Raw genomic sequence first — 22,557 nt, forward strand, 5'->3', positions numbered from 1 at the left:
ACTCATCCGCCCCCCCCCCACAACAACACACTCCATCTCCCCGCCCGCCCCAGTTGTGAAAACCACCCCCCCCCCCCCCCCCCCCCACAGGTCTGGCTGAAGATTGGCGACGAGGTGCTGTGGAAACGGCCCGTCGGCGACCAGTTGATCGAAGTGCTGCGTGTAGAACCCGAAGCTTAGCGACCAACTGTGGGAGCGGGCTTGCTCGCGATGCAGGCACCTCGGACCATCAGGTACACCGGGTTGATACCATCGCGAGCAAGCCCGCTCCCACAGGTCTCGCTGAAGATTGGCGACGAGGTGCTGTGGAAACGGCCCGTCGGCGACCAGTTGATCGAAGTGCTGCGTGTAGAGCCCGAAGCTTAACGACCAACTGTGTGCGGGCTTGCTCGCGATGCAGGCACCTCGGACCATCAGGTGCACCGGGTTGATACCATCGCGAGCAAGCCCGCTCCCACAGGTCTGGCTGAAATATGCGCAAAAAAAACGGAGCCCGAAGGCTCCGTTTTTTCAAACCACTGACCCGGATCAGGCCAGTTTTTTGTGCCGTACACGGTGCGGCTGGGCAGCTGCATCGCCCAAACGCTTTTTACGGTCGGCTTCATACTCGGTGTAGTTGCCTTCGAAGAACACCGCTTGGGAGTCGTCTTCGTACGCCAGGATGTGGGTCGCGACGCGGTCAAGGAACCACCGATCGTGAGAGATCACAATGGCGGCGCCCGGGAAGTCCAACAGGGCTTCTTCCAGCGAACGCAGGGTTTCAACGTCGAGGTCGTTGGAAGGTTCGTCGAGCAGCAACACGTTGCCGCCCTCTTTCAAGGTCAGCGCCAGGTGCAAGCGACCGCGCTCACCGCCGGAGAGGTCTTTGACGAACTTCTGCTGGTCGCCGCCCTTGAAGTTGAAACGGCCCACGTAGGTGCGCGAGGGGATTTCATAGTTGCCGATGCGGATCTGGTCGGAGCCGTCGGAAATCTGCTGGAACACGGTTTTGCTGCCGTCGAGGTCTTCGCGGCTCTGGTCCACGCAGGCAAGCTGCACGGTGTCGCCGACTTCGATGCTGCCCGAATCCGGTGTTTCCTTGCCCATCAGCATGCGGAACAGCGTGGATTTACCCGCACCGTTACCACCAATAACGCCGACGATCGCGCCTTTTGGCATGCTGAACGACAGGTTGTCGATCAGCACGCGGTCGCCATAGCCTTTGGAAACGTTTTTGAACTCAATCACCTTGTCACCCAGGCGCGGACCGGCCGGGATGTAGATTTCATTGGTTTCGCTGCGTTTCTGGAATTCCTGCGACTGCATTTCTTCAAAGCGTTGCAGACGTGCCTTGGATTTCGACTGGCGGGCCTTGGCGCCTTTGCGCACCCACTCCAGTTCTTCCTTCATGGCTTTTTCGTGAGCAGATTGCTGCTTGGATTCGGCGGCCAGACGGTCGGACTTGGCTTCGAGCCAGCCGGAGTAGTTGCCCTCGTAAGGGATACCGGCGCCACGGTCGAGTTCCAGAATCCAGCCCGCTACGTTGTCGAGGAAGTAGCGGTCGTGCGTGATCGCAACCACGGTGCCCGGAAAATCGTGCAGGAAGTGCTCCAGCCAGGCGACGGAATCGGCGTCCAAGTGGTTGGTCGGTTCGTCGAGCAACAGCATGTCGGGCGCCGACAGCAGCAGGCGGCACAGGGCCACACGGCGTTTTTCACCACCGGAGAGGAATTCGATCTTGGCATCCCACGCCGGCAGGCGCAGCGCATCGGCGGCGACTTCGAGTTGGCGCTCAAGGTTGTGACCGTCGCCCGCTTGCAGGATGGCTTCGAGCTTGGCCTGTTCGGCAGCCAGCTTGTCGAAGTCGGCATCTTCTTCAGCGTAAGCGGCGTAAACCTCGTCCAGGCGGGCCTGGGCGTTCTTGATCACACTGACCGCTTCTTCGACTACTTCACGCACGGTCTTGGTCGGATCGAGAATAGGCTCTTGCGGCAGGTAACCGATGTTCAGTTCCGGCATCGGGCGGGCTTCGCCTTCGAACTCGGTGTCGACGCCGGCCATGATTTTCAGCAGCGTGGACTTACCCGAACCGTTGAGGCCGAGCACGCCAATTTTGGCGCCGGGGAAGAAGGACAACGAAATATTTTTCAGGATTTCCCGCTTCGGCGGAACAACTTTTCCCAGCCGATGCATGGTGAATACGTATTGAGCCATGGTGAACCTAGCGTCAGTGACAGATGAATTAAGCGGGCGAAGCCCGTGCCAGGCCATGCGCCGCGCGGGCCGTTGATGGTGATCAATGCCTGCGTGCGGAAGAAGCCTGAATGTCTGGGGCTGGAACGCCCTCGCGTAACCTTCAAAGCTACCTGAATGCGCTTGGTCAGTCCAGCCAGGCGGGACTGGCACTTTGCCACAACTCAAGGCATGCTAGCCGCCCTTCGGGCGTCCGGCTTATAGTGCACGTCGCGCGCCAGCTCAGCCAAACCGCAGGATCACAGTTTGTCCAAAGTCACGTCGCCTACGCCCCTGCGCGCTGCTCACTTAGCGCCGGGAGCGCCCCTGCACGGCACCTTTAAAGGCGCGTTGGCGACGCTTGTGCTGATGTTGCTCGCGTTATTGTTCTGGCAACTGCTCGACCAGTTGCAGCAAAACCAGAAGAACCAGCAGCAATACACCATCGACTACAGCGCCGACCTGGCTGAACAGATCAGCCTGAACATGGCGCTGAGCGCAAAAATCGCGATGAATTTGCTGCCGATCGTCGAGCCGCCGCGCAACGACGAACAGCATCAGGCCTTGATGCGCACCTTGCAACGCTCGTTGCCGGAACTGCGCAGCGTGGCGTTGCTCAGCGCCAGCGGTGCGCTGATCAGCGACAGCGCCAAAGACAGCCAGGACAGCGCGTTGCTGACAGAACTGGTGCAGCGCAGCCAGGCGCAACCGTATTACCTGAGCAACAACGCCGACGGCACGCTCATCTATTTGCTGCTGCACCAGCCCAGCGGCGGCTCAAAAATGTACTGGGCACTGCGCCTGGCCCCCAATTACCTGACCAACCTCAACGGCCAGGACGCCCAAGGCGCGCGCCCGATGTGGGCCATCGAGAACCGCCTGAACCATCACGTGGTCAGCCGTGACACCGGCATGCCGGCGCAGTGGCCCACCGCGCTGACCCCGGATGAACTGAATAAAAGCGTGCTGGTAACGCCGCTGAGCAGAAGCGACTGGCAATTGCGCGGGCTGTTCGACCGCAACGCCGTGCTGGAGCAGTTACTGCCGGCGTTTATCGGCAAATGCTTGTTGGGCCTGGCCTTCTCGCTGATCCCGTTGGTGGTGCTGCTGAACATGCGCCGCCGCCAGCGCCAGGTGCATGAAGGCCGCAGGCGTTATCAAGATATTTTCGAAGGCACCGGCGTGGCCCTGTGCGTGCTGGACCTGTCGGGGCTGAAAGGCTTTTTCGACAAGACAAAACTGCACACCCGCGAGCAATTGCAGGCCTGGCTGCACAACAACGCTGAGCAGCGACAGCAATTGCTCAAGGAGTTGCGCATTACCGAAGTCAACCAAGTCGCCGTGCGCCTGTTGGGCGTCGGCTCTTGCGAGGAGGCGTGGGAACGCCTGATTGATGAGCGCTCGGGCAATGCCACGGCCATTGGCCACTCCGTGCTTGAGGCGGTGCTGACCCAGCAAAAGCAGTTGGAACTGGAAATCCAGCTCAACGACGCCGCAGGCAACGAACAATACCTGTGGCTGGTGATGCGCCTGCCGGAGCAGCAAGACGACTTCAAGGCGGTGATCCTCAGCATCAGCGACATCACCAGCCGCAAGCTGATCGAGCTGTCACTGGTGGAGCGCGAAAGCTTTTGGTCCGACGTGGTGCGCACCGTGCCCGACCATCTGTACGTGCAGGACGTGATCAGCCAGCGCATTATTTTCAGCAACCATCACCTCGGCCACACCCTGGGCTATGACAAAGTAGCGCTGCAGCAAATGGGCGACTACTTCTGGGAAATCCTGCTGCACCCCGAAGACGCCGAGCATTACCACGAGCTGCGCCAGCAGCAACGTGAAACCGGCTACGCGAACCAGTTGCAGTGCCAGTTGCGCTTTCGCCACCGCAATAACCAATGGCGGCGCTTTGATATTCGCGAGCAGGCCCTGGCCCGTGACAAGAGCGCGCAAGTCACCCGAATCATCGGCGTGGCCAAAGACATTACCGACCAGATTGAAGCCAGCGAATCGCTGCGCGACAGCGAGCAGCGCTACCGCATGCTGGCCGAAAGCATCAGCGACGTGATTTGCTCCACCGACAGCCAGCTGGCGCTCAACTACATCAGCCCGTCGGTCAGCGCCGTGCTGGGCTATGACGTGGAATGGGTGCTGAAAAACGGCTGGCAGTCGATTATTGCCAACCCGCAGCAACTCACCGGCATTTATAGCCTGGTCGAGCAAGTCAGCCGCGCGCTCGGCGACGTCGAGGCGCTGAACACGCTGCGCGATCAATTGCAGAGCCGGCTGTTCGTGTTCGACTGCCTGCGCGCCGATGGCCGCAAAGTACCGATTGAGCTGCGCCTGGTATTGGTCTGGGACGAACATGGCGCGTTTGAAGGCATTCTTGGCGTGGGCCGCGACATCAGCCAGCAACGGCGCGCCGAGAAAGACCTGCGCATGGCCGCCACGGTGTTCGAACACTCAACGTCGGCGATCCTGATCACCGACCCAGCGGGCTATATCGTGCAGGCCAACGAGGCGTTCAGTCGCGTCAGCGGTTATGCCGTGGCGGATGTGCTCGACCAGTTGCCGAACATGCTGACCGTCGACGAACAGCAGGAAGCCCACCTGCGCTATGTGCTCAAACAACTGCACCAGCACAGCACGTGGGAAGGCGAGGTCTGGCTGAAACGCCTGAATGGCGAGCATTACCCGGCCTGGGTCGGCATTACCGCGGTGTTCGACGATGAAGGCGACTTGGCCAGCTATGTGTGTTTTTTCAGCGACATCAGCGAGCGCAAGGCCAGCGAACAGCGCATCCACCGCCTGGCGTATTACGACGCCCTGACCCACCTGCCCAACCGCACGCTGTTTCAGGACCGCCTGCACACCGCGTTGCAGTCGGCGGAGCGGCAGAAGTCGTGGGTGGTGCTGATGTTCCTCGACCTCGACCGCTTCAAGCCGATCAACGATTCGCTGGGCCACGCCGCGGGCGACCGCATGCTCAAAGAGATGGCCACGCGCCTGCTGGGCTGCGTGGCCGAAGACGACACCGTGGCGCGCATGGGCGGCGACGAGTTCACCTTGCTCCTGCAACCGCGCGTCAGCCGCGAAATGGCGTTGAACCGCGCGATCAATGTGGCCGAGCAGATCCTCGCCAGCCTGGTGAAGCCGTTTGTGCTGGAAGGCCGCGAGTTCTTCGTGACCGCCAGTATCGGCATCGCCCTCAGCCCGCAAGACGGCAACGAGCTGAGCCAGTTGATGAAGAACGCCGACACCGCGATGTATCACGCTAAAGAACGCGGCAAAAATAATTTCCAGTTCTACCAGGCCGACATGAACGCCAGCGCCCTTGAGCGCCTGGAGCTCGAAAGCGACCTGCGCCACGCGCTGGAACAGGACGAATTCGTGCTGTATTACCAGCCGCAATTCAGTGGTGACGGCAAACGCTTGACCGGCGCCGAAGCCTTGCTGCGCTGGCGCCACCCGCGTCGCGGGCTGGTGCCGCCGGGTGATTTTATTCCGGTGCTGGAGGAATTGGGCCTGGTGGTAGACGTGGGCGACTGGGTGCTCGGCGAAGCGTGTCGCCAGCTTAAAACCTGGCACCAGAACAAGGTGCGGGTGCCGAAAGTCTCCGTGAACATCTCGGCGCGGCAGTTCTCGGACGGCCAACTGGGTGAACGCATCGCCAGCATTCTGCGTGACACGGGCCTGCCACCGGCGTGCCTGGAGCTGGAGCTGACCGAAAGTATCCTGATGCGTGAGGTCAACGAGGCGATGCAGATCCTCGCCAGCTTGAAAAACCTCGGCCTGAGCATCGCGGTGGATGACTTTGGTACGGGTTACTCGTCGCTCAACTACCTCAAGCAGTTCCCTATCGACGTGTTGAAGATAGACCGCACGTTCGTCGACGGCCTGCCGTCCGGCGAGCAGGACGCGCAAATCGCCCGCGCGATTATCGCCATGGCCCACAGCCTCAACCTCGCGGTCATCGCCGAGGGCGTCGAGACGCATGAGCAGTTGGATTTCCTGCGTGAGCATGGCTGCGACGAAGTGCAGGGTTATCTGTTCGGGCGGCCGATGCCGGCGAACCGGTTCGAAGCGCAGTTCAGCAATGATGCGCTGTTCTTGCTTGACTGAGGTTTTGTGGGTGGCTGATGGCCTCATCGCGAGCAAGCCCGCTCCCACATTTTGATCTGTGAATGCTTTCAAATGTGGGAGCGGGCTTGCTCGCGATGAGGCCCACCCAAACACCGCCTATCCGCAGATGAATCCCGCTTGTCCGCGACATGATGTCCTTTCATATGCCATCTAAAACCCGTTGGGTTAGAATGCCCTCCTTTTCTGCCCCCGATCCTTGAGGACCGCCATGTTCAGCCGTGATTTGACTATTGCCAAGTACGACGCCGATCTCTTTGCCGCCATGGAGCAAGAAGCCGTGCGCCAGGAAGAGCACATTGAGCTGATCGCTTCGGAAAACTACACCAGCCCTGCGGTCATGGAGGCTCAAGGTTCGGTGCTGACCAACAAGTACGCCGAAGGCTACCCAGGCAAGCGCTACTACGGTGGTTGCGAGTACGTCGACGTGGTTGAGCAACTGGCCATCGACCGTGCCAAGGAACTGTTCGGCGCCGATTACGCCAACGTGCAGCCGCACGCCGGCTCGCAAGCCAACAGCGCGGTTTACCTGGCCCTGCTGCAAGGCGGCGACACCATTTTGGGCATGAGCCTGGCGCACGGCGGTCACCTGACCCACGGCGCCAGCGTTTCCTCTTCGGGCAAGCTGTACAACGCGGTTCAATACGGCATCGACGCCAACGGCCTGATCGACTACGACGAAGTCGAGCGCCTGGCGGTTGAGCACAAGCCAAAAATGATCGTGGCCGGTTTCTCTGCCTACTCGCAGATTCTGGACTTCCCGCGTTTCCGCGAAATCGCCGACAAAGTGGGCGCGTACCTGTTCGTCGACATGGCTCACGTAGCCGGTCTGGTCGCCGCTGGCGTGTACCCGAACCCGGTGCCTTACGCTGACGTGGTGACCACCACGACGCACAAAACCCTGCGCGGCCCACGTGGCGGCCTGATCCTGGCGCGCGCCAACGCCGAGATCGAGAAGAAGCTCAACTCCGCGGTATTCCCGGGCGCCCAGGGTGGCCCGCTGGAGCACGTGATCGCCGCCAAAGCGATCTGCTTCAAGGAAGCGCTGCAGCCTGAGTTCAAGACTTACCAGCAACAAGTGGTGAAAAACGCCAAGGCCATGGCCGGCGTGTTCATCGAACGCGGCTACGACGTGGTTTCCGGCGGTACTGAAAACCACCTGTTCCTGCTGTCGCTGATCAAGCAGGACATTTCCGGTAAAGATGCTGACGCCGCGTTGGGCAAAGCTTTCATCACCGTGAACAAGAACTCCGTGCCGAACGACCCACGTTCGCCGTTCGTGACTTCCGGCCTGCGCTTCGGCACCCCGGCAGTGACCACACGTGGCTTCAAGGAAGCAGAGTGCAAGGAACTGGCCGGCTGGATCTGCGACATCCTGGCGGATCTTTCCAACGAAGCCGTGATTGACGCGGTACGTGAGAAGGTCAAGGCCATCTGCAAGAAGCTGCCGGTATACGGCGCTTGATTGCAGTTGCTTGAATAAAAAGCCCGGCTTATGAGCCGGGCTTTTTTATGCCTGAAAACGCTGCCTGCTCAATCTGAAATGCAATCAAATTGTGGGAGGGGGCTTGCTCCCGATTGCGCGGTGTCAGGCACTGATATGTCACTGACATAGCGCAATCGGGAGCAAGCCCCCTCCCACAGTTTTTGGCTGCATTTCAGGTCAGGTCAGGTCAGGTCAGGGTTGATAGACCTTGGCAAAACCTTCGCGGATCTTGTCTTCCGGCAACTCGTCGGCAATAAACACAATCACACTTTCGCGCGCGCAGCCTTCGGCCCATTCGGTGTCCCAATCGAACCCGTAGAGCTTGAGCACGCCCTGGAACACCATGCGCCGGTCTTCGCCGGCAATATTGAGCACGCCTTTGTAGCGCAGCAACTGCTTGCCGTGGTCTTCCAGCAGGTCGTTCATGAACGCGCTGAGGCGGTCAATATCCAGCGGCTGGTCGGTGCGCAGCACCAGGCTCGAAATACGGTCTACAGACGGCGCAGCAACCACCGGGCGCAGGCTCATGCCGGCGTTGAGGTTGAAGCCGCGCACGTCCAGCAACTCGGCCAGGTCGATGGCGCCGTGGTCGACCACACGAATCGGCGCACGCCGGTTGATGCGGGTCAGGCGCTGGCTGAGGGCGTCAAAGGTCGCCGTGTCGACCAGGTCGCGTTTGCTCACCAGCAAGCGGTCGGCGAAACCGATTTGCGCCTGCGCGATGGTCTGGGCCAGGTGCTGGTCGGCGTGGGCCGCGTCGACCAACGTGATAATGCCGTCGAGGATGTAGCGCTCGCGCAGTTCTTCATCGATGAAAAACGTCTGGGCCACCGGCGCCGGGTCGGCAAGGCCGGTGCATTCGATCACCAGGCGATCGAAGGCGATCTCGCCGCTGTCCAGGCGTTCCAGCAGCAGGTACAGCGCTTTGGTCAGGTCGGTGTGGATGGTGCAGCACACGCAGCCATTGGACAGGGTCATGACTTGCACCGGCTCGGCACCCAACAGTTGGGTGTCGATACCGGCGTCACTGAATTCGTTTTCGATCACGGCGATTTTCAAGCCGTGTTCGGCCTTGAGCAGGTGGCGCAACAAGGTGGTTTTACCCGCGCCGAGGAAGCCGCTGAGAATGGTGACGGGGATGGGAGAGGACAAAGAGATTCTCCTTTTTAGATGAAATAACTGAAGGAACGCAAAACAAATGTGGGAGCGGGCTTGCTCGCGAAGGCGGTGTATCAGTCTCAGTATGCATCAACTGACACGCCGCAATCGCGAGCAAGCCCGCTCCCACATGGGGCACTACACGCCCAACTTATCGGGCTAGCAACACTTTGGCCCACCCTTGCCGCCGTAACGGGCTTCTTGGCGTTCCCGGAAGAACGCCTTGTAGTCCATCATCGGTTTGCCCGGGTGTTTGGTTTGCATATGCTCGACGTAGGTGTCGTAGTCGGGCATGCCGACCATCAGGCGCGCGGCCTGACCGAGGTATTTACCGAGGCGACTGATGTCATTGAACATGCTTGCACTCCTCGCTTACGCGTCCGGTATGGCCTGGAACGGGGCTTCTTTATCCGTGCGTTCTTTGTTGCCCCAGGCGGCAATGCCAACCTTGAGCGCATAGAACAGGATGCTGAACACCACGAACAGGAACAGCGCGGTAAGCGTTGCGTTGGTGTAGGCGTTCCAGATCACGTGCTGCATCTGGTCGATGTTCTTCGCCGGGGCGAGGATCTGGCCGTTGGCCAGGGCATCACTGTACTTTTTGGCCAGCGACAGAAAGCCGATCGCCGGGTTGGCGTCGAACAGCTTGATGAAGCCTGCGGTGGTGGTGCAAATCAGCAGCCATACAGCGGGCAACATGGTCACCCAAATGTAGCGCTGGCGTTTCATTTTGATCAGCACAACGGTGGCGAGCATCAGCGCGATACCGGCCAGCATCTGGTTAGAGATACCGAACAGCGGCCACAAGGTGTTGATGCCACCCAATGGGTCGATCACGCCTTGGTACAGCAAGTAACCCCACATCGCCACACAGCCCGCCGTGGCAATCAGGTTGGCGGCCCACGACTCGGTACGCTTGAGCGACGGCACGAACGAACCGAGCAGGTCTTGCAGCATGAAACGACCGGCTCGGGTGCCGGCGTCAACCGCGGTCAAGATGAACAGTGCTTCAAACAAAATCGCAAAGTGGTACCAGAATGCCATGGTGTTTTCACCCGGCAACACACTGTGCAGAATTTGCGCGATACCCACCGCCAGCGTCGGCGCCCCCCCGGCACGCGCCAGGATGGTGGTTTCACCAATGTCATGCGCGACGGCTTGCAGCGCTTCCGGTGTGATCGCAAAGCCCCAACTGCTGACCGTTTGCGCAACCGTCACCACGTCTGCGCCCACTACGGCAGCCGGGCTGTTCATGGCGAAGTAAACGCCTGGCTCGATCACCGAGGCGGCAACCATGGCCATGATCGCGACGAACGATTCCATCAGCATCGCGCCGTAACCGATGTAACGCGAGTTGACTTCGTTATCCAGCAGCTTGGGCGTGGTGCCCGAAGAGATCAGCGCGTGGAAACCCGAGACCGCGCCACAGGCAATGGTAATGAACAGGAACGGGAACAGGCCGCCCTTCCACACCGGGCCGGTGCCGTCGGTGAACTGCGTCAGCGCCGGCATTTTCAGCTCGGGCATGGTGACCAGAATGCCAATCGCCAGCGCGACGATGGTGCCGATTTTGAGGAAGGTAGACAGGTAGTCACGCGGCGCCAGGATCAGCCAAATCGGCAGTACCGCTGCGACGAAACCGTAGCCGATCAGCATCCAGGTGATCTGAATGCCGGTAAACGAGAAGGCCTTGGCCCACACCGGGTCAGCCGCGATTTGCCCGCCCAGCCAGATCGAGCCGAGCAGCAACAGCACGCCGATAATCGAGATTTCGCCAATGCGGCCGGGGCGGATGTAGCGCATGTACACGCCCATGAACATCGCGATCGGGATGGTCGCCATCACCGTAAAGATGCCCCACGGGCTCTCGGCCAAGGCCTTGACCACGATCAGCGCCAGCACCGCGAGGATGATGATCATGATCAGGAAGCAGCCAAACAGCGCAATAGTGCCGGGAATACGGCCCATCTCTTCGCGAACCATGTCGCCCAGCGAACGGCCGTTGCGCCGCGTGGACATGAACAAGACCATGAAGTCTTGCACCGCGCCTGCCAGCACCACCCCGGCAATCAGCCACAGCGTGCCGGGCAGGTAGCCCATTTGCGCCGCCAGCACCGGGCCGACCAACGGGCCTGCACCGGCAATCGCCGCAAAGTGGTGACCGAAAAGAATGTGTTTGTTGGTCGGCACATAGTCCAGACCGTCGTTGTTGACCACTGCGGGGGTGGCCCGTAGCGGGTTCAGTTGCATCACGTGGGTCGCGATGAACAAACTGTAGTAACGGTATGCAACCAAGTAGATGGCCACGGCAGCGACCACGATCCACAAGGCGTTGATCGCCTCGCCGCGGCGCAAGGCCACTACGCCAAGGGCGCCTGCTCCTACGATTGCCAGCAGCAGCCAGGGTAAGTGGCGTAGCAGGCTATTATTATTTTTCATTTTTATATTCCAGCCAGGGTGGACAGAAGGACAGCCATCCCGAGTTTAGCGCTACTTGCTTTAAAGACCAGCCCCCTACATTGGTCTAGAGCCTTCAAGGGGCCAAAAAGCAGAAAACCCGACTCAATAATGGCGCAGGGCTACAATTGCCTCATTCACCGAGGGTTTCACCATGAACGAGCAACCGTCTGATCGTCGCCGCTTTCGCCGGATCGCCTTTGACGCCAAAACCGAACTGCGCCAAAACGGCCAGGAATGGTCGGTGCAGTTAGTCGATTTGTCGCTGAAAGGTTTGTTGGTGCAACGGCCGCAGCCTTGGCTGGGCAGCGCCGACGCCGCTTTCGATGTGGATATTCACCTTGACGCTGAAACCGACGTGCAGATGCAGGTGCGCCTGACTCACGATGATCACGGGCAGTTGGGTTTTGTGTGCGAGCACATTGACCTGGACTCGATCAGCCACTTGCGCAGGCTGATCGAGTTGAACCTGGGTGATGAGGATGAGCTGCACCGGGAGCTGGCGGCGTTGTTGGAAATCTAACGGCAACACCTGTCAAATGTGCGAGGGGGCCTGCGCCCGATAGCAGTGTGTCAGGCACTTATGTGTCGCTGACAGGCCGCTATCGGGAGCAAGCCCCCTCCCACAAGTCGGGCTTGGTAGTCTGTTTGGCGGGTTATTCGAACAACGCATCCAGGGCTTGTTCCAGGCGCGTGACGCCGATCACCTGCAGCCCCGGCGGCATTTCCTTCGGCGCATTGCCTTTGGGCACGATCGCGCGCTTGAAGCCGTGCTTGGCGGCTTCCTTCAGGCGCTCCTGGCCGCTGGGCACCGGGCGCACTTCGCCCGACAGGCCCACTTCACCAAACACCAGCAGGTCATGCGGCAGTGGTTTGTTGCGCAGGCTGGACATCACCGCCGCCATTAAGGCCAGGTCGGACGCGGTTTCCAATACCTTGACCCCGCCGACCACGTTGAGGAACACGTCCTGGTCGTGGGTCGGTATGCCGCCGTGACGGTGCAACACCGCGAGCAACATCGCCAAACGGTTTTGATCCAGGCCAAGCGTGACCCGGCGCGGGTTGGCCAAGTGGCTGTCATCGACCAGCGCCTGAACTTCCACCAGCATCGGGCGGGTGCCTTCCCACGTTGCCATCACCACACTGCCAGGGACTTCTTCCTGCGCACGCGTGAGAAAAATCGCCGACGGGTTAGAGACTTCTTTCAGGCCGCGATCGGTCATGGCAAACACGCCCAATTCGTTCACGGCGCCAAAGCGGTTTTTCACCGCACGCAGCAGGCGTAACCGACCATCGGACTCGCCTTCAAAATACAACACGGTGTCGACCATATGCTCAAGCACCCGTGGCCCCGCCAGCGCGCCTTCTTTGGTGACGTGGCCGACCAAAAAGATCGCCGTGCCGCTCTGCTTGGCATACCGCACCAGCAGCGCCGCGCTTTCGCGCACCTGAGACACGCCGCCCGGCGCCGATTGCAGTTGCTCGGTGAAAATCGTCTGGATCGAGTCGATCACCATCACCTTGGGCTTTTCGATGCGGGCCGTGGCGATGATGCTTTCGATGCAGGTTTCGGTCATCACCCGCAATTGGTCCTGGGGCAAGCCCAGGCGACGCGCGCGCATGGCCACTTGTTGTTGGGATTCTTCGCCGGTGACGTACAGCGCCGGCATGCGGCTGGCGATGCTGCACAGGGTTTGCAGCAGAATGGTCGATTTACCGATGCCGGGGTCGCCGCCGATCAGCACCACTGAGCCGTCCACCAGGCCGCCGCCGAGTACGCGGTCGAGTTCCCCGGAAGCCGTGGAGAAACGCGGAATCTCTTCGACGCTGACTTCGGCCAGGGTCTTGATCTGCGCCTGTTGCCCGGTCCAGCCGGCGCGGCCGGTGGGGGCTGCAGCGCCGCCGCTTTCGATCATGGTTTCAGTCAGGGTGTTCCACGCGCCGCACTCGGTGCACTGGCCAGCCCACTTGGGAAAGGTCGCGCCGCACTCGGTGCAGCCGTACATGCGCTTGGCCTTTGCCATTCAAGAACCTCCAACCGAAAAACCGCGATGATAGCTCAGCGCGGCGCCGGGGTCCGGATTTCACCACTGGCCAATCGTGAAGCACTGTTGCCGATAGGGTCTTCAGCGTTGAGGTCGGCGCCTTTGGCCTTTAGCTCATCGAGCAATTCGACGCGCTTGAACAGCCCGGCGTACATCGCTGCGGTCTGCCCGGCGCTGTTGCGTTGGTCGGGGTTGCAGTCGGTCGACAGCAGGCGTTGAGCGATTTTCAGCTCGCCTTTGAAAATAGCGCCCATCAGCGCGGTATTGCCGCGTTTGTCCTGCACGCAGGCATCGGCACCGGCGTTGAGCAGGCGCTCCACGAACGGGCCCTGGCCATGATAGGCGGCGAGAATCAGCGCGGTGTAACCCTTATCGTCCTGGGTGTTGAGGCTGTAGCCAGAGTCGATAAAGGTGTTGAGCATGTCGACATCGCCACGGCGCGCGGCATCGAAATAGTAGTCCTGTAGCTGCGCTTTGAGCACCGCCGGGTCGGGGGACTCGGCATGGGCGACAAAAGCGAGCATTGCCAGCAGTAAACCAATTGAAATACGCATGGGCTTTTCTCCTCAAGAGGTCGACGCCCGAAAGCAGGGCGTCGACTGTCACCAACGTCAGTCAGTCAGCTTGTCCGCCAACGCCTTCACGCGGGCCAGGTCACCCTTGGCGACCTTGGTCACGCCGGTGCCGTATTCCGGGTCGGCCTTGTAGAGGAATGACAGAATGATGTGCTTGCTCTCGTCATCGGTGGTGGCCAGCGAGCCGCCGAAGTTTTCGATCAAGTCTTCACGCTCTTTCTTGTTGTAGGAGCGGTACAGGTCACCGGCCTGCTTGAAGTTCTGCTCGCGCTGGATCTTCGCTTGCTGGGTGCTGCCCGACAGCGCCAGTTGGCTGTAACGCGCGTCTTTTGGCTCTTCGCGAGGCTCCAGGCGGCTTGGCTGGTAGTTCACGCCGCTGGTGGTTTTGCCGCTGTTCAGCGTGCCGTCCTGGTTACCGTTGTTAACGGTGACGCGTGGGGCGTTGATCGGCAGTTGCAGGGCATTCGCGCCCAGGCGATACATTTGGGTGTCGGCGTAGGAGAACACACGGCCTTGCAGCAGGCGATCCTCAGACGGTTCGATGCCCGGCACCAGGTTGGCCGGGGCCATGGCGACTTGCTCGGTTTCCTGGAAGACGTTGCCCGGGTTGCGGTTCAGCACCATTTGCCCGACTTTGCGCTCAGGCACATTTGGCCAGATCTTGGTGGCGTCCAGCGGGTCGAAATCAAACTTGGCCAGGTCTTCAGGCTTGAGCACCTGCACGTAAAGGTCCCACTTGGGGAAGTCGCCCTTGTTGATATGCGTGACCAAGTCATTGGTCATATGGCTGTAATCACGGCCCTGCACTTCGGTGACTTGCTTGGGATCAAGGTTCTTGATGCCTTGCAGGCTTTTCCAGTGAAACTTGACGTAGTGCACTTCGCCTTTGGCGTTGATCAGCTTGTAGGCGTGCACGCCGTTGCCGTCCATCTCGCGGTAGCTGGCCGGGGTGCCCGAGTCGGAATACAGCTCGGTGAGTGTGCGGGTGGACTCTGGCACATGCGAGAAGAAGTCAAAGCGGCGCGAGTCGTCGTCGAGGTTGGTGCGTGGGTCCGGCTTGAAGGCGTGAACCATGTCCGGGAATTTGATTGCATCGCGAATAAAGAACGTCGGGAAGTTGTTGCCGACCAGGTCCCAGTTACCGTCCGCGGTATAGAACTTGGTGGCGAAGCCGCGCGGGTCACGCAGGGTTTCCGGCGAATGGTTGCCGTGCACCACAGCAGAGAAACGCACGAATACCGGCGTGGCTTCACCGGCGGCGAATACCTTGGCCTTGGTCAGGTCGCTGAGGTTGTCGGTCACGGTGAATGTACCGTGGGCGCCGGTGCCTCGGGCGTGTACCACACGCTCGGGGATGCGTTCACGGTCAAAGCGTTGCAACTTCTGAATCAACTGCACGTCTTGCAGCAGCACCGGGCCAGTGGCTCCGGCGGTTTGCGAGTTCTGGTTATCGCCAACGGCGGCGCCGTTATCGCGGGTCAGGTTTGCGGCGTGTACGGAGAGAGAAAGCAGGCTTACGCTCACCAGTGCCAGCGCATATCGCGCTGAAACCGGCCCGCGGCTCATTGGACTCTTCATCATGGTTTCCTCTGGTTTTTTTAGTACACATTCAGTTGTGCTTGTCAGAGGCTAATGACCTGAACGCCAGAAGATAAATAGAAAACCTGTACCTGCTCGATAAAGAAAATAATGTGGCCCGCCACCGAAATAGCGAGTATTTCGCGCGCGATTACTGGCACTTTGCAAACTATTTACGATTTGATGTGTCGATAAAAATCAACAGTGTAAACGGTTGTGTCGGGCAAGCCCTCTGCGACTGACTTACACTGCCATTCACTCTACTCATCTGTAACAAGGAATAACCTATGGGCGTGATCAGTGAATTCAAGGCCTTCGCGGTCAAAGGTAATGTGGTCGATATGGCCGTCGGTATCATCATCGGCGCTGCCTTCGGCAAAATTGTTTCCTCGTTCGTAGGCGACGTAGTGATGCCACCACTCGGTCTGTTGATCGGCGGTGTGGACTTTGGTGATTTGGCGGTGACGCTCAAAGCCGCTCAAGGCGATGTGCCAGCAGTGGTGCTGGCCTATGGCAAGTTCATCCAGAGCGTGGTCGACTTTTTGATCGTCGCGTTCGCGATCTTCATGGGTGTGAAGGCCATCAACCGCCTGAAGCGCGAAGAGGCCGTGGCCCCCACTTTGCCGCCGACGCCGACGAAGCAAGAGGTGCTGCTGAGCGAGATCCGTGATCTGCTCAAGGCACAGAACGACAAGCCGCTTTAATCAGCACTGGCTTGGAAAAAAGGCGCCTGGTGACAGGCGCCTTTTTTATTACCAGTAGTTTTCCACCGCCACTTGGCCAGGGCGCCGGCTGAGGCTCAATTGCATGTCGCGAAGCTTGAGCAGTTGGCGGGTGTCATCGACCATCTGCGGGTTGCCGCAAATCAGCACGCGCGAATGTTGCGGGGTCAGTTCTACGCCGGCGGCGCGCTCCAGCTCGCCGTTCTCGATCAACGTGGTAATGCGCCCGTTCAGCGCGCCCGGCTGAACCTCACGGGTGACGATGGGAATATAGATGAGCTTGTGCGCGTACTCGGCCAGGTATTCACGCTCACCCAGCGTCGCGATCAGCGACTGGTACGCCAGCTCCCTGGATTCGCGCGCGCTGTAGACCAGGATGATGCGCTCGAATTTTTCCCAGACCTCGAAGTCCTGCAGCATCGACAGGAACGGCGCCACGCCAGTGCCCGTGCCCAGCAACCACAAGTCACGCCCGTCTATAAAGCGATTCAAGGTCAGGAATCCCGTGGCCTGGCGCTCCACCATCAAGGTGTCGCCCACCTGCAGGCGGCTTAACTCACTGGTGAATTCGCCACCCGGCACCACGATAGAGAAGAAGTCGAGATGCTCGTCAAACGGCGAAGACACAATCGAATAGGCACGCCATACCGTGCTGCCATCCGCCTTGGTCACCCCAAGGCGCACGAACTGGCCAGCGGTAAACCGAAAGCCCGGGTCGCGTGTGGTACGCAGGGTAAACAGGCTGGGGGTGAGTGACTGCACGTCGAGCAGGGTCTGGCGGGTAAATTTTTCAGCGCTGGCCGTCATGGCGGGCTCCGTTCAACAGGTGCCCCAGTGTCCCTCAAAGTCGTGCCGGGAAACACCGCTGGTTTGTACTGGCATTGACCGTGCGTGCGCTGACAAGCGTGAAAGTGTTAGTTTTTTAAGACAGTAGCCCTCGTACTCACTGGCAAATTGAACTAATCATTTAGTTATGCCCTATCTTCCTGCACACGATTAATGAGTGCAGCAAATCCAGACATCAGCGGCTGGACACCTTTGAAATAACAGAGGTTCTTCCACGTTCATCTTGGTTTTTTTAAAAACCCCGATTGCTGCCGACGCTCAAGAACCTTCAATACGGATGAGCGCAGACATTTTTCCCACGAAGATGTAGTACATATCCTACACTCACTTCCGTGAACCGTAGGCTCCATGAGGGGCCAACACACCCAAATGCATGGAGGGCATCGGATGATCAACTGGCGCAACACGAAAATTCCCAAACTTGAGGGTGAGGACAAGATCACCACTATTTATGAGATGGTCATTAACCACACCTACCAGCTAGGCTTTGAATATTGCTCATTTACGATGAGCCCCCAGCAACCGACTAATCCAACAAAACCGATCAACTTAAACAACTATCCAAATGAGTGGAACACGCTTTATAAGCAAGCGCACTTTTTTGAAATTGATCCTATCGTCGCTCACTGCAAGCGCAGCGTAATGCCTATTGTGTGGGATGAGAAAGCCTTCAGCAGCACGCCAAATTTATGGTCGTTGGCCCAATCATTTGGTCTGCATTTAGGCTGGACTCAAGCAGTGCATGACTTCCAGGGAATGTTCAGCATGCTGACGCTGGGTCGCCGTACTGGCGAAGTCAGCCCTGAAGAGCTGTACGAGAAAGCCGGCCAGGTGATGTGGCTGTGCCACGCAATGCATGCAGTGATGGCACAAAAATATGCCTACGCACCGAACATCAGTGCGCCGTGCAAATTGACCCCGCGAGAAACAGAAATTCTCAGGTGGTCAGCCATGGGCAAGACGGCCTGTGACATCGCCACGATCCTGTGCCTGTCAGAGCGCACCGTGGGTTTTCATATCAGCAGCTGCCTGAAGAAGCTTGGGGTGAGCAACAAGATCGCCGCCGTGCTGTGTGCCTCCAAAGCAGGGCTGTTTTAACAGGCCTGGAAACATCGCATGTAATCCCTCCGAAAAAAAAGTAACATTTGCAGCCCATTCTGAGTGTTGACGCAGCCCCTAGCAGGAGCCGCCTCGCCGTTCACTCAGTCGGTTGCGCCGGCTGCCCACGCCCGCCAACACCCATCGATGACCCAGAGCCTCCCCCGCCATGCCCCTGCTTGACAGCCCCTTCGCCCAGCTCGACCTGATCCGTCAGCCCGCGCAACACAATGACCCGCTGCAAGCCTTTGATGCTGCCGACGAGTACCTGCTCAGCCACCTGGCCGAGCAGCAGCCAGGCGCTGCAACCCGCGTATTGGTGCTTAATGACAGCTTTGGCGCCCTGGCGGCCAGCCTTCAAGGGCAGTTGCAGGTTACGTCCAGCGGCGACTCGTTTCTGGCAGCCCAAGGCTTTGAAACGAACCTGGTGCGCAATGGCAAGGCGTTTGATGCGGTGCCGTTTGTGCCTGGCAGCCACGTGCCGGCGGGGCCGTTTGATTGGGTGCTGATTCGCGTGCCGAAAACCCTGGCCTTGCTCGAAGAACAACTGATCCGCCTGCAGGGGCAGTTGGCGCCGGGCGCACACGTGGTTGCCGGGGCGATGGTCAAGCATTTGCCACGGGCGGCAGGCGAGTTACTGGAACGCTACATCGGCCCGATGCACGCGTCACTGGCGGTCAAAAAAGCCCGGCTGCTGATCGCCACGGTGGAGGCTCGCCCCGTTGCAGTTTCGCCCTACCCGAGCCGTTACACCCTCGACACACCGGCCATTACGTTGCTGAACCACGCGAACGTGTTCTGCCGCGAAGGGCTGGACATCGGCACGCGCGCCTTCCTTCCACATTTGCCGACAAACCTGGGCAGCGCCCGCGTGGCAGACCTGGGCTGCGGCAATGGCGTATTGGCGATTGCCAGTGCCCTGCAAAACCCCGACGCGCAGTACACGCTGGTGGATGAGTCGTACATGGCGGTGCAGTCTGCGCTGCAAAACTGGCAGGCAGCCCTCGGCGCACGCGATGTGTCAGTGCGCGCCGACGATGGCCTGGCTGGCCAGGCGCCAGAATCGCTGGACGTGGTGCTGTGCAACCCGCCGTTTCATCAGCAGCAAGTGGTCGGCGACTTTCTGGCCTGGCGCATGTTCCAACAGGCACGCGAGGCGCTGGTGGTCGGTGGCGCGCTCTACATCGTCGGCAACCGTCACTTGGGTTATCACAGCAAGCTGGCGCGGCTGTTCCGTGGCGTCGAGCAAGTCGCCGCCACGCCAAAATTCGTGATTCTCAAAGCGCGCAAATAAAAAAAGCCCTGCCAATCTTTCGAGAGGCAGGGCTGAAAAGCCGGGCCGCGAAGCCCGGATTGGGATGTCAGTGCGTGGTCAAGCCGGCCGCGTTCATGAACATGCGCATCAGGCTGGCGACGATAAACAGGGCCAGCACGCTGCCGGTCCAGATCATCGCCAACCACCCCAAGCGCCGCCACAGCGGCTGTTTCTCGGCCTGTTCGATCTCGTGCAATGTAGGTTTGCTGGCCATGGTACGCGCCTCCTAGTGATAACCGTCTTCGTGGGTGACCTTGCCGCGGAACACGTAGTAGCTCCAGAAGGTGTAACCCAGGATAAACGGGATGATAAACAGCGTGCCCACCAGCATGAAGCCTTGGCTCTGCGGCGGCGCGGCGGCTTCCCAAATCGAGACTGACGGTGGAATGATGTTCGGCCACAAGCTGATCCCAAGGCCGCTGTAGCCGAGAAAGATCAGCACCAGCGTCAGCAGGAACGGCGTGTAGTGTGCATGGCGCGCCACCGCGCGGATCAAGCCGTACATGGTCACCAGCACCAGAATCGGCACCGGCAGGAACCAAAACAAGTTCGGCAAGGTGAACCAGCGCGAGGCGATTTCGGGGTGCGCGAGCGGCGTCCACAGGCTGACGATGGCGATCACCGCCAACACCACAAAGGCCAACGGCCGCGCCAAATTGTGCATCTGCTCTTGCAACTTGCCTTCGGTCTTCATGATCAGCCAGGTGCAACCGAGCAAGGCATACGCAACCACCAAGGCAACGCCACAGAACATCGTGAACGGCGTGGCCCAGTCGAGCGAGCCACCGGCGAACTGACGATTGACCACCGGGATACCGTCGATAAACGCACCGAGCGCTACGCCCTGGAAGAACGTCGCGGCAATTGAGCCACCGATAAACGCCTTGTCCCACAGGTGACGTTTATCGTCCTTGGCCTTGAAGCGGAACTCGAAGGCCACGCCGCGAAAGATCAGCCCGATCAGCATCAGAATCAGCGGCAGGTAAAGCGCCGACAGCACCACCGAATAGGCCAACGGGAACGCGCCGAACAACGCCGCGCCGCCGAGTACCAGCCAGGTTTCGTTACCGTCCCAGACCGGCGCAACGGTGTTCATCATCACGTCACGGTCGACTTTGCCCGGAATAAACGGAAACAGGATGCCGATACCCAAGTCGAAGCCGTCCATTACCACGTACATCATGATGCCGAAGATGATGATCACGGCCCAGATCAGCGGAAGATCAATACCCATCTCAATGCCCCTTGTGCTGGAGGTGGTCGTGGCCGTCATCGCTGCCATCATCGGCAGCCGACAATGGCCGCGCCGGGGTGCGTTTCTGACCTGGGCCACCGTGGGTCGGCTCGGTGCTTTCGTGGGTCACAGGACCTTTGCGGACCAAGCGCATCATGTAGCCCAAACCGGCGCCGAACAGTGCGAAGTACACCACCACGAACAGCACCAGGGTGATCGTCATCTGCACCAGGCTATGCCCCGACGAGGCATCCGCCGTGCGCATCAGCCCGTAGACCACCCACGGTTGACGGCCGATTTCGGTGGTGAACCAACCGGCGAGAATCGCGATCAAGCCGGATGGCCCCATCCACAACGCCAGGTAGAGGAACGGTCTTGAGGTGTACATTTTGCCGCCCCGGCGCAGCCACAGGCTGAACAGACCGGTGAAAATCATCAGGAAGCCCAAGCCGACCATGACCCGGAACGACCAGAACACGATGGTCGAGTTGGGGCGGTCTTCAGGCGGGAAGTCCTTGAGCGCCGGCACCTGTTTGTCCAGCGAGTGGGTCAGGATCAGGCTGCCGAGGTACGGAATCTCCACGGCATATTTGGTTTTTTCGGCTTTCATGTCGGGCCAGCCGAACAGGATCAGCGGCGTCGGCTCATCGCCGATATTCTCCCAATGGCCCTCAATCGCGGCGATTTTCGCCGGCTGGTGTTCAAGGGTGTTCAGGCCATGGAAGTCACCGATCACCGCCTGGATAGGCGCGACGATCAGGGCCATCCACATCGCCATCGACAGCATGGTGCGAATCGCCGGGCTGTCTTTGCCGCGCAACAAGTGCCAGGCCGCCGACGAACCGACGAAGAACGCCGTCGCCACAAACGCCGCAGTGGCCATGTGCATCAAGCGGTAGGGGAACGATGGGTTGAAGATCACCGCCAGCCAGTCGGTAGGAATCACCCGGCCATCAATGATTTCAAAGCCCTGCGGGGTCTGCATCCAGCTATTGGAGGCGAGAATCCAGAAGGTCGAGATCAATGTGCCGACGGCCACCATGACTGTGGAAAAGAAGTGCAGCTTGCGCCCGACCTTGTTCCAGCCGAACAGCATGACCCCGAGGAACCCTGCCTCAAGGAAGAAGGCCGTCAGCACTTCGTACGTCAGCAACGGCCCGGTCACGGCACCGGCGAAGTCCGAGAAGCGGCTCCAGTTGGTGCCGAACTGGTAGGCCATGACCAGGCCTGAGACCACACCCATGCCGAAGTTGACGGCAAAGATTTTCGACCAGAAATGGTAGAGGTCACGGTAGGTATCGTTGTGGGTCTTGAGCCACAAACCTTCCAGCACCGCGAGGTAACTGGCCAGGCCGATGGTGATCGCCGGGAACAGGATGTGGAACGAGATGGTGAACGCAAATTGAATTCGGGCGAGATCTAGCGCCTCCAAACCGAACATAAGTCTTCCTCTGTCAGGTAATACCGGCTGCCGGCGAGAGCCTGCACCCACTGCCCCCACGGATATGGAGTGTGGCGAATTTCAATTCGTTTCTTTTATTAGCCATCACGCGGGGATTCTGGCCTTGCGGCCGCCAGACCAATCCCGCGGCCGGTTTTGATCTGGATCAAGCATTGTTCAAAGAGTAGTCCCATTTTGGCTGCAGGACGGCGTGGTCTTTTGCCGCGTGACAGCTTGCCTCAGCCTGGCGGGCA

17 protein-coding genes and 2 pseudogenes are annotated in these 22,557 nt (G+C 59.7%); 8 read left to right on the forward strand and 11 right to left on the reverse strand.

Annotation, left to right across the window (positions count from 1 at the left end; all coding sequences use genetic code 11):
- Window positions 1–99: 99 nt before the first annotated feature.
- A pseudogene (locus tag ACOZK9_RS20515) lies at window positions 100–180 on the forward strand (transcription elongation factor GreAB); the annotation flags it as partial.
- Window positions 181–285: 105 nt separating this feature from the next.
- A pseudogene (locus ACOZK9_RS20520) lies at window positions 286–366 on the forward strand (transcription elongation factor GreAB); the annotation flags it as partial.
- Between the two features lie 162 nt (window positions 367–528).
- On the opposite strand, the gene ettA reads toward ACOZK9_RS20520, so the two are convergent.
- The gene (gene ettA / locus ACOZK9_RS20525; RefSeq protein ID WP_058415065.1) at window positions 529–2,193 is read right to left on the reverse strand and encodes an energy-dependent translational throttle protein EttA; all 1,665 of its coding nucleotides are present in this window, start codon (window positions 2,191–2,193) and stop codon (window positions 529–531) included.
- Between the two features lie 285 nt (window positions 2,194–2,478).
- Here ettA and ACOZK9_RS20530 point away from each other — a divergent pair, with 285 nt between their 5' ends.
- Window positions 2,479–6,330 carry a sensor domain-containing protein gene (locus ACOZK9_RS20530; protein ID WP_421556426.1) on the forward strand — a complete coding sequence of 1,284 codons (3,852 nt, stop codon included), beginning with the start codon at window positions 2,479–2,481 and terminating at the stop codon, window positions 6,328–6,330.
- A gap of 229 nt (window positions 6,331–6,559) precedes the next feature.
- Window positions 6,560–7,813 carry a serine hydroxymethyltransferase gene (gene glyA, locus ACOZK9_RS20535; protein WP_058415063.1) on the forward strand — a complete coding sequence of 418 codons (1,254 nt, stop codon included), beginning with the start codon at window positions 6,560–6,562 and terminating at the stop codon, window positions 7,811–7,813.
- A 213-nt stretch (window positions 7,814–8,026) separates the two neighbouring features.
- On the opposite strand, the gene yjiA is transcribed toward glyA, so the two are convergent.
- The 3 genes from yjiA to ACOZK9_RS20550 form a co-directional block, all read right to left on the reverse strand.
- The gene (gene yjiA, locus ACOZK9_RS20540; RefSeq protein WP_152746804.1) at window positions 8,027–8,986 is read right to left on the reverse strand and encodes a GTPase; all 960 of its coding nucleotides are present in this window, start codon (window positions 8,984–8,986) and stop codon (window positions 8,027–8,029) included.
- Window positions 8,987–9,151: 165 nt separating this feature from the next.
- Window positions 9,152–9,349, reverse strand: a complete 198-nt coding sequence (locus ACOZK9_RS20545; protein WP_058415061.1) for a YbdD/YjiX family protein — start codon at window positions 9,347–9,349, stop codon at window positions 9,152–9,154.
- A gap of 15 nt (window positions 9,350–9,364) precedes the next feature.
- On the reverse strand, window positions 9,365–11,431 hold the full coding sequence (locus ACOZK9_RS20550; protein ID WP_421556427.1) for a carbon starvation CstA family protein: 2,067 nt from the start codon (window positions 11,429–11,431) through the stop codon (window positions 9,365–9,367).
- A 172-nt stretch (window positions 11,432–11,603) separates the two neighbouring features.
- On the opposite strand from ACOZK9_RS20550, the gene ACOZK9_RS20555 reads away from it, so the two are divergent.
- A complete protein-coding gene (locus tag ACOZK9_RS20555; protein WP_058415059.1) occupies window positions 11,604–11,972 on the forward strand; it encodes a PilZ domain-containing protein in 369 nt (122 codons plus the stop codon).
- Window positions 11,973–12,105: 133 nt separating this feature from the next.
- Here the strand turns inward: ACOZK9_RS20555 and radA are convergent, their stop codons facing one another.
- The 3 genes from radA to katB are packed head-to-tail and all read right to left on the reverse strand — an operon-like array spanning window position 12,106 to window position 15,647.
- On the reverse strand, window positions 12,106–13,473 hold the full coding sequence (gene radA, locus ACOZK9_RS20560) for a DNA repair protein RadA (protein WP_058415058.1): 1,368 nt from the start codon (window positions 13,471–13,473) through the stop codon (window positions 12,106–12,108).
- A 35-nt stretch (window positions 13,474–13,508) separates the two neighbouring features.
- The gene (locus ACOZK9_RS20565; protein ID WP_421556428.1) at window positions 13,509–14,048 is read right to left on the reverse strand and encodes an ankyrin repeat domain-containing protein; all 540 of its coding nucleotides are present in this window, start codon (window positions 14,046–14,048) and stop codon (window positions 13,509–13,511) included.
- 57 nt (window positions 14,049–14,105) lie between these two features.
- Window positions 14,106–15,647, reverse strand: a complete 1,542-nt coding sequence (katB, locus tag ACOZK9_RS20570; protein ID WP_058415056.1) for a catalase KatB — start codon at window positions 15,645–15,647, stop codon at window positions 14,106–14,108.
- A 287-nt stretch (window positions 15,648–15,934) separates the two neighbouring features.
- Here katB and mscL point away from each other — a divergent pair, with 287 nt between their 5' ends.
- Entirely contained in the window at window positions 15,935–16,351 is a 417-nt protein-coding gene (mscL, locus tag ACOZK9_RS20575) for a large-conductance mechanosensitive channel protein MscL (protein ID WP_058415055.1), read from the forward strand.
- Between the two features lie 48 nt (window positions 16,352–16,399).
- Here mscL and ACOZK9_RS20580 read toward each other — a convergent pair whose 3' ends face one another.
- Window positions 16,400–17,176, reverse strand: coding sequence for a ferredoxin--NADP reductase (locus tag ACOZK9_RS20580; protein WP_152750700.1), 777 nt, complete (start codon window positions 17,174–17,176; stop codon window positions 16,400–16,402).
- A gap of 426 nt (window positions 17,177–17,602) precedes the next feature.
- On the opposite strand from ACOZK9_RS20580, the gene ACOZK9_RS20585 reads away from it, so the two are divergent.
- Both ACOZK9_RS20585 and ACOZK9_RS20590 read left to right on the forward strand, forming a co-directional pair.
- On the forward strand, window positions 17,603–18,313 hold the full coding sequence (locus ACOZK9_RS20585; RefSeq protein WP_421556429.1) for a helix-turn-helix transcriptional regulator: 711 nt from the start codon (window positions 17,603–17,605) through the stop codon (window positions 18,311–18,313).
- Window positions 18,314–18,482: 169 nt separating this feature from the next.
- The gene (locus ACOZK9_RS20590) at window positions 18,483–19,607 is read left to right on the forward strand and encodes a methyltransferase (RefSeq protein WP_421556430.1); all 1,125 of its coding nucleotides are present in this window, start codon (window positions 18,483–18,485) and stop codon (window positions 19,605–19,607) included.
- A 67-nt stretch (window positions 19,608–19,674) separates the two neighbouring features.
- On the opposite strand, the gene ACOZK9_RS20595 is transcribed toward ACOZK9_RS20590, so the two are convergent.
- From ACOZK9_RS20595 to ACOZK9_RS20605, 3 genes are read right to left on the reverse strand one after another with little or no spacing between them, the layout of a single operon-like run.
- On the reverse strand, window positions 19,675–19,842 hold the full coding sequence (locus ACOZK9_RS20595; RefSeq protein ID WP_082649093.1) for a DUF2474 domain-containing protein: 168 nt from the start codon (window positions 19,840–19,842) through the stop codon (window positions 19,675–19,677).
- A gap of 12 nt (window positions 19,843–19,854) precedes the next feature.
- Complete coding sequence (gene cydB, locus ACOZK9_RS20600; protein WP_058415051.1) at window positions 19,855–20,862, reverse strand: cytochrome d ubiquinol oxidase subunit II; 1,008 nt, start codon at window positions 20,860–20,862, stop codon at window positions 19,855–19,857.
- A gap of 1 nt (window position 20,863) precedes the next feature.
- Window positions 20,864–22,303, reverse strand: coding sequence for a cytochrome ubiquinol oxidase subunit I (locus ACOZK9_RS20605; RefSeq protein WP_058415050.1), 1,440 nt, complete (start codon window positions 22,301–22,303; stop codon window positions 20,864–20,866).
- Between the last annotated feature and the right edge of the window lie 254 nt (window positions 22,304–22,557).

The sequence above is a fragment of the Pseudomonas kitaguniensis genome (assembly GCF_049199985.1).
GTDB lineage: Bacteria > Pseudomonadota > Gammaproteobacteria > Pseudomonadales > Pseudomonadaceae > Aquipseudomonas > Aquipseudomonas kitaguniensis.

Coding starts and splice junctions, on each gene's coding strand:
- katB (WP_058415056.1), bottom strand. CDS start 15,647: ATGAAGAGTCCAATGAGCCGCGGGCCGGTTTCAGCGCGATATGCGCTG.
- ACOZK9_RS20605 (WP_058415050.1), bottom strand. CDS start 22,303: ATGTTCGGTTTGGAGGCGCTAGATCTCGCCCGAATTCAATTTGCGTTC.
- cydB (WP_058415051.1), bottom strand. CDS start 20,862: ATGGGTATTGATCTTCCGCTGATCTGGGCCGTGATCATCATCTTCGGC.
- ACOZK9_RS20585 (WP_421556429.1), top strand. CDS start 17,603: ATGATCAACTGGCGCAACACGAAAATTCCCAAACTTGAGGGTGAGGAC.
- mscL (WP_058415055.1), top strand. CDS start 15,935: ATGGGCGTGATCAGTGAATTCAAGGCCTTCGCGGTCAAAGGTAATGTG.
- ACOZK9_RS20580 (WP_152750700.1), bottom strand. CDS start 17,176: ATGACGGCCAGCGCTGAAAAATTTACCCGCCAGACCCTGCTCGACGTG.
- radA (WP_058415058.1), bottom strand. CDS start 13,473: ATGGCAAAGGCCAAGCGCATGTACGGCTGCACCGAGTGCGGCGCGACC.
- ACOZK9_RS20595 (WP_082649093.1), bottom strand. CDS start 19,842: ATGGCCAGCAAACCTACATTGCACGAGATCGAACAGGCCGAGAAACAG.
- ettA (WP_058415065.1), bottom strand. CDS start 2,193: ATGGCTCAATACGTATTCACCATGCATCGGCTGGGAAAAGTTGTTCCG.
- ACOZK9_RS20565 (WP_421556428.1), bottom strand. CDS start 14,048: ATGCGTATTTCAATTGGTTTACTGCTGGCAATGCTCGCTTTTGTCGCC.
- ACOZK9_RS20555 (WP_058415059.1), top strand. CDS start 11,604: ATGAACGAGCAACCGTCTGATCGTCGCCGCTTTCGCCGGATCGCCTTT.
- ACOZK9_RS20550 (WP_421556427.1), bottom strand. CDS start 11,431: ATGAAAAATAATAATAGCCTGCTACGCCACTTACCCTGGCTGCTGCTG.
- glyA (WP_058415063.1), top strand. CDS start 6,560: ATGTTCAGCCGTGATTTGACTATTGCCAAGTACGACGCCGATCTCTTT.
- ACOZK9_RS20545 (WP_058415061.1), bottom strand. CDS start 9,349: ATGTTCAATGACATCAGTCGCCTCGGTAAATACCTCGGTCAGGCCGCG.
- ACOZK9_RS20590 (WP_421556430.1), top strand. CDS start 18,483: ATGCCCCTGCTTGACAGCCCCTTCGCCCAGCTCGACCTGATCCGTCAG.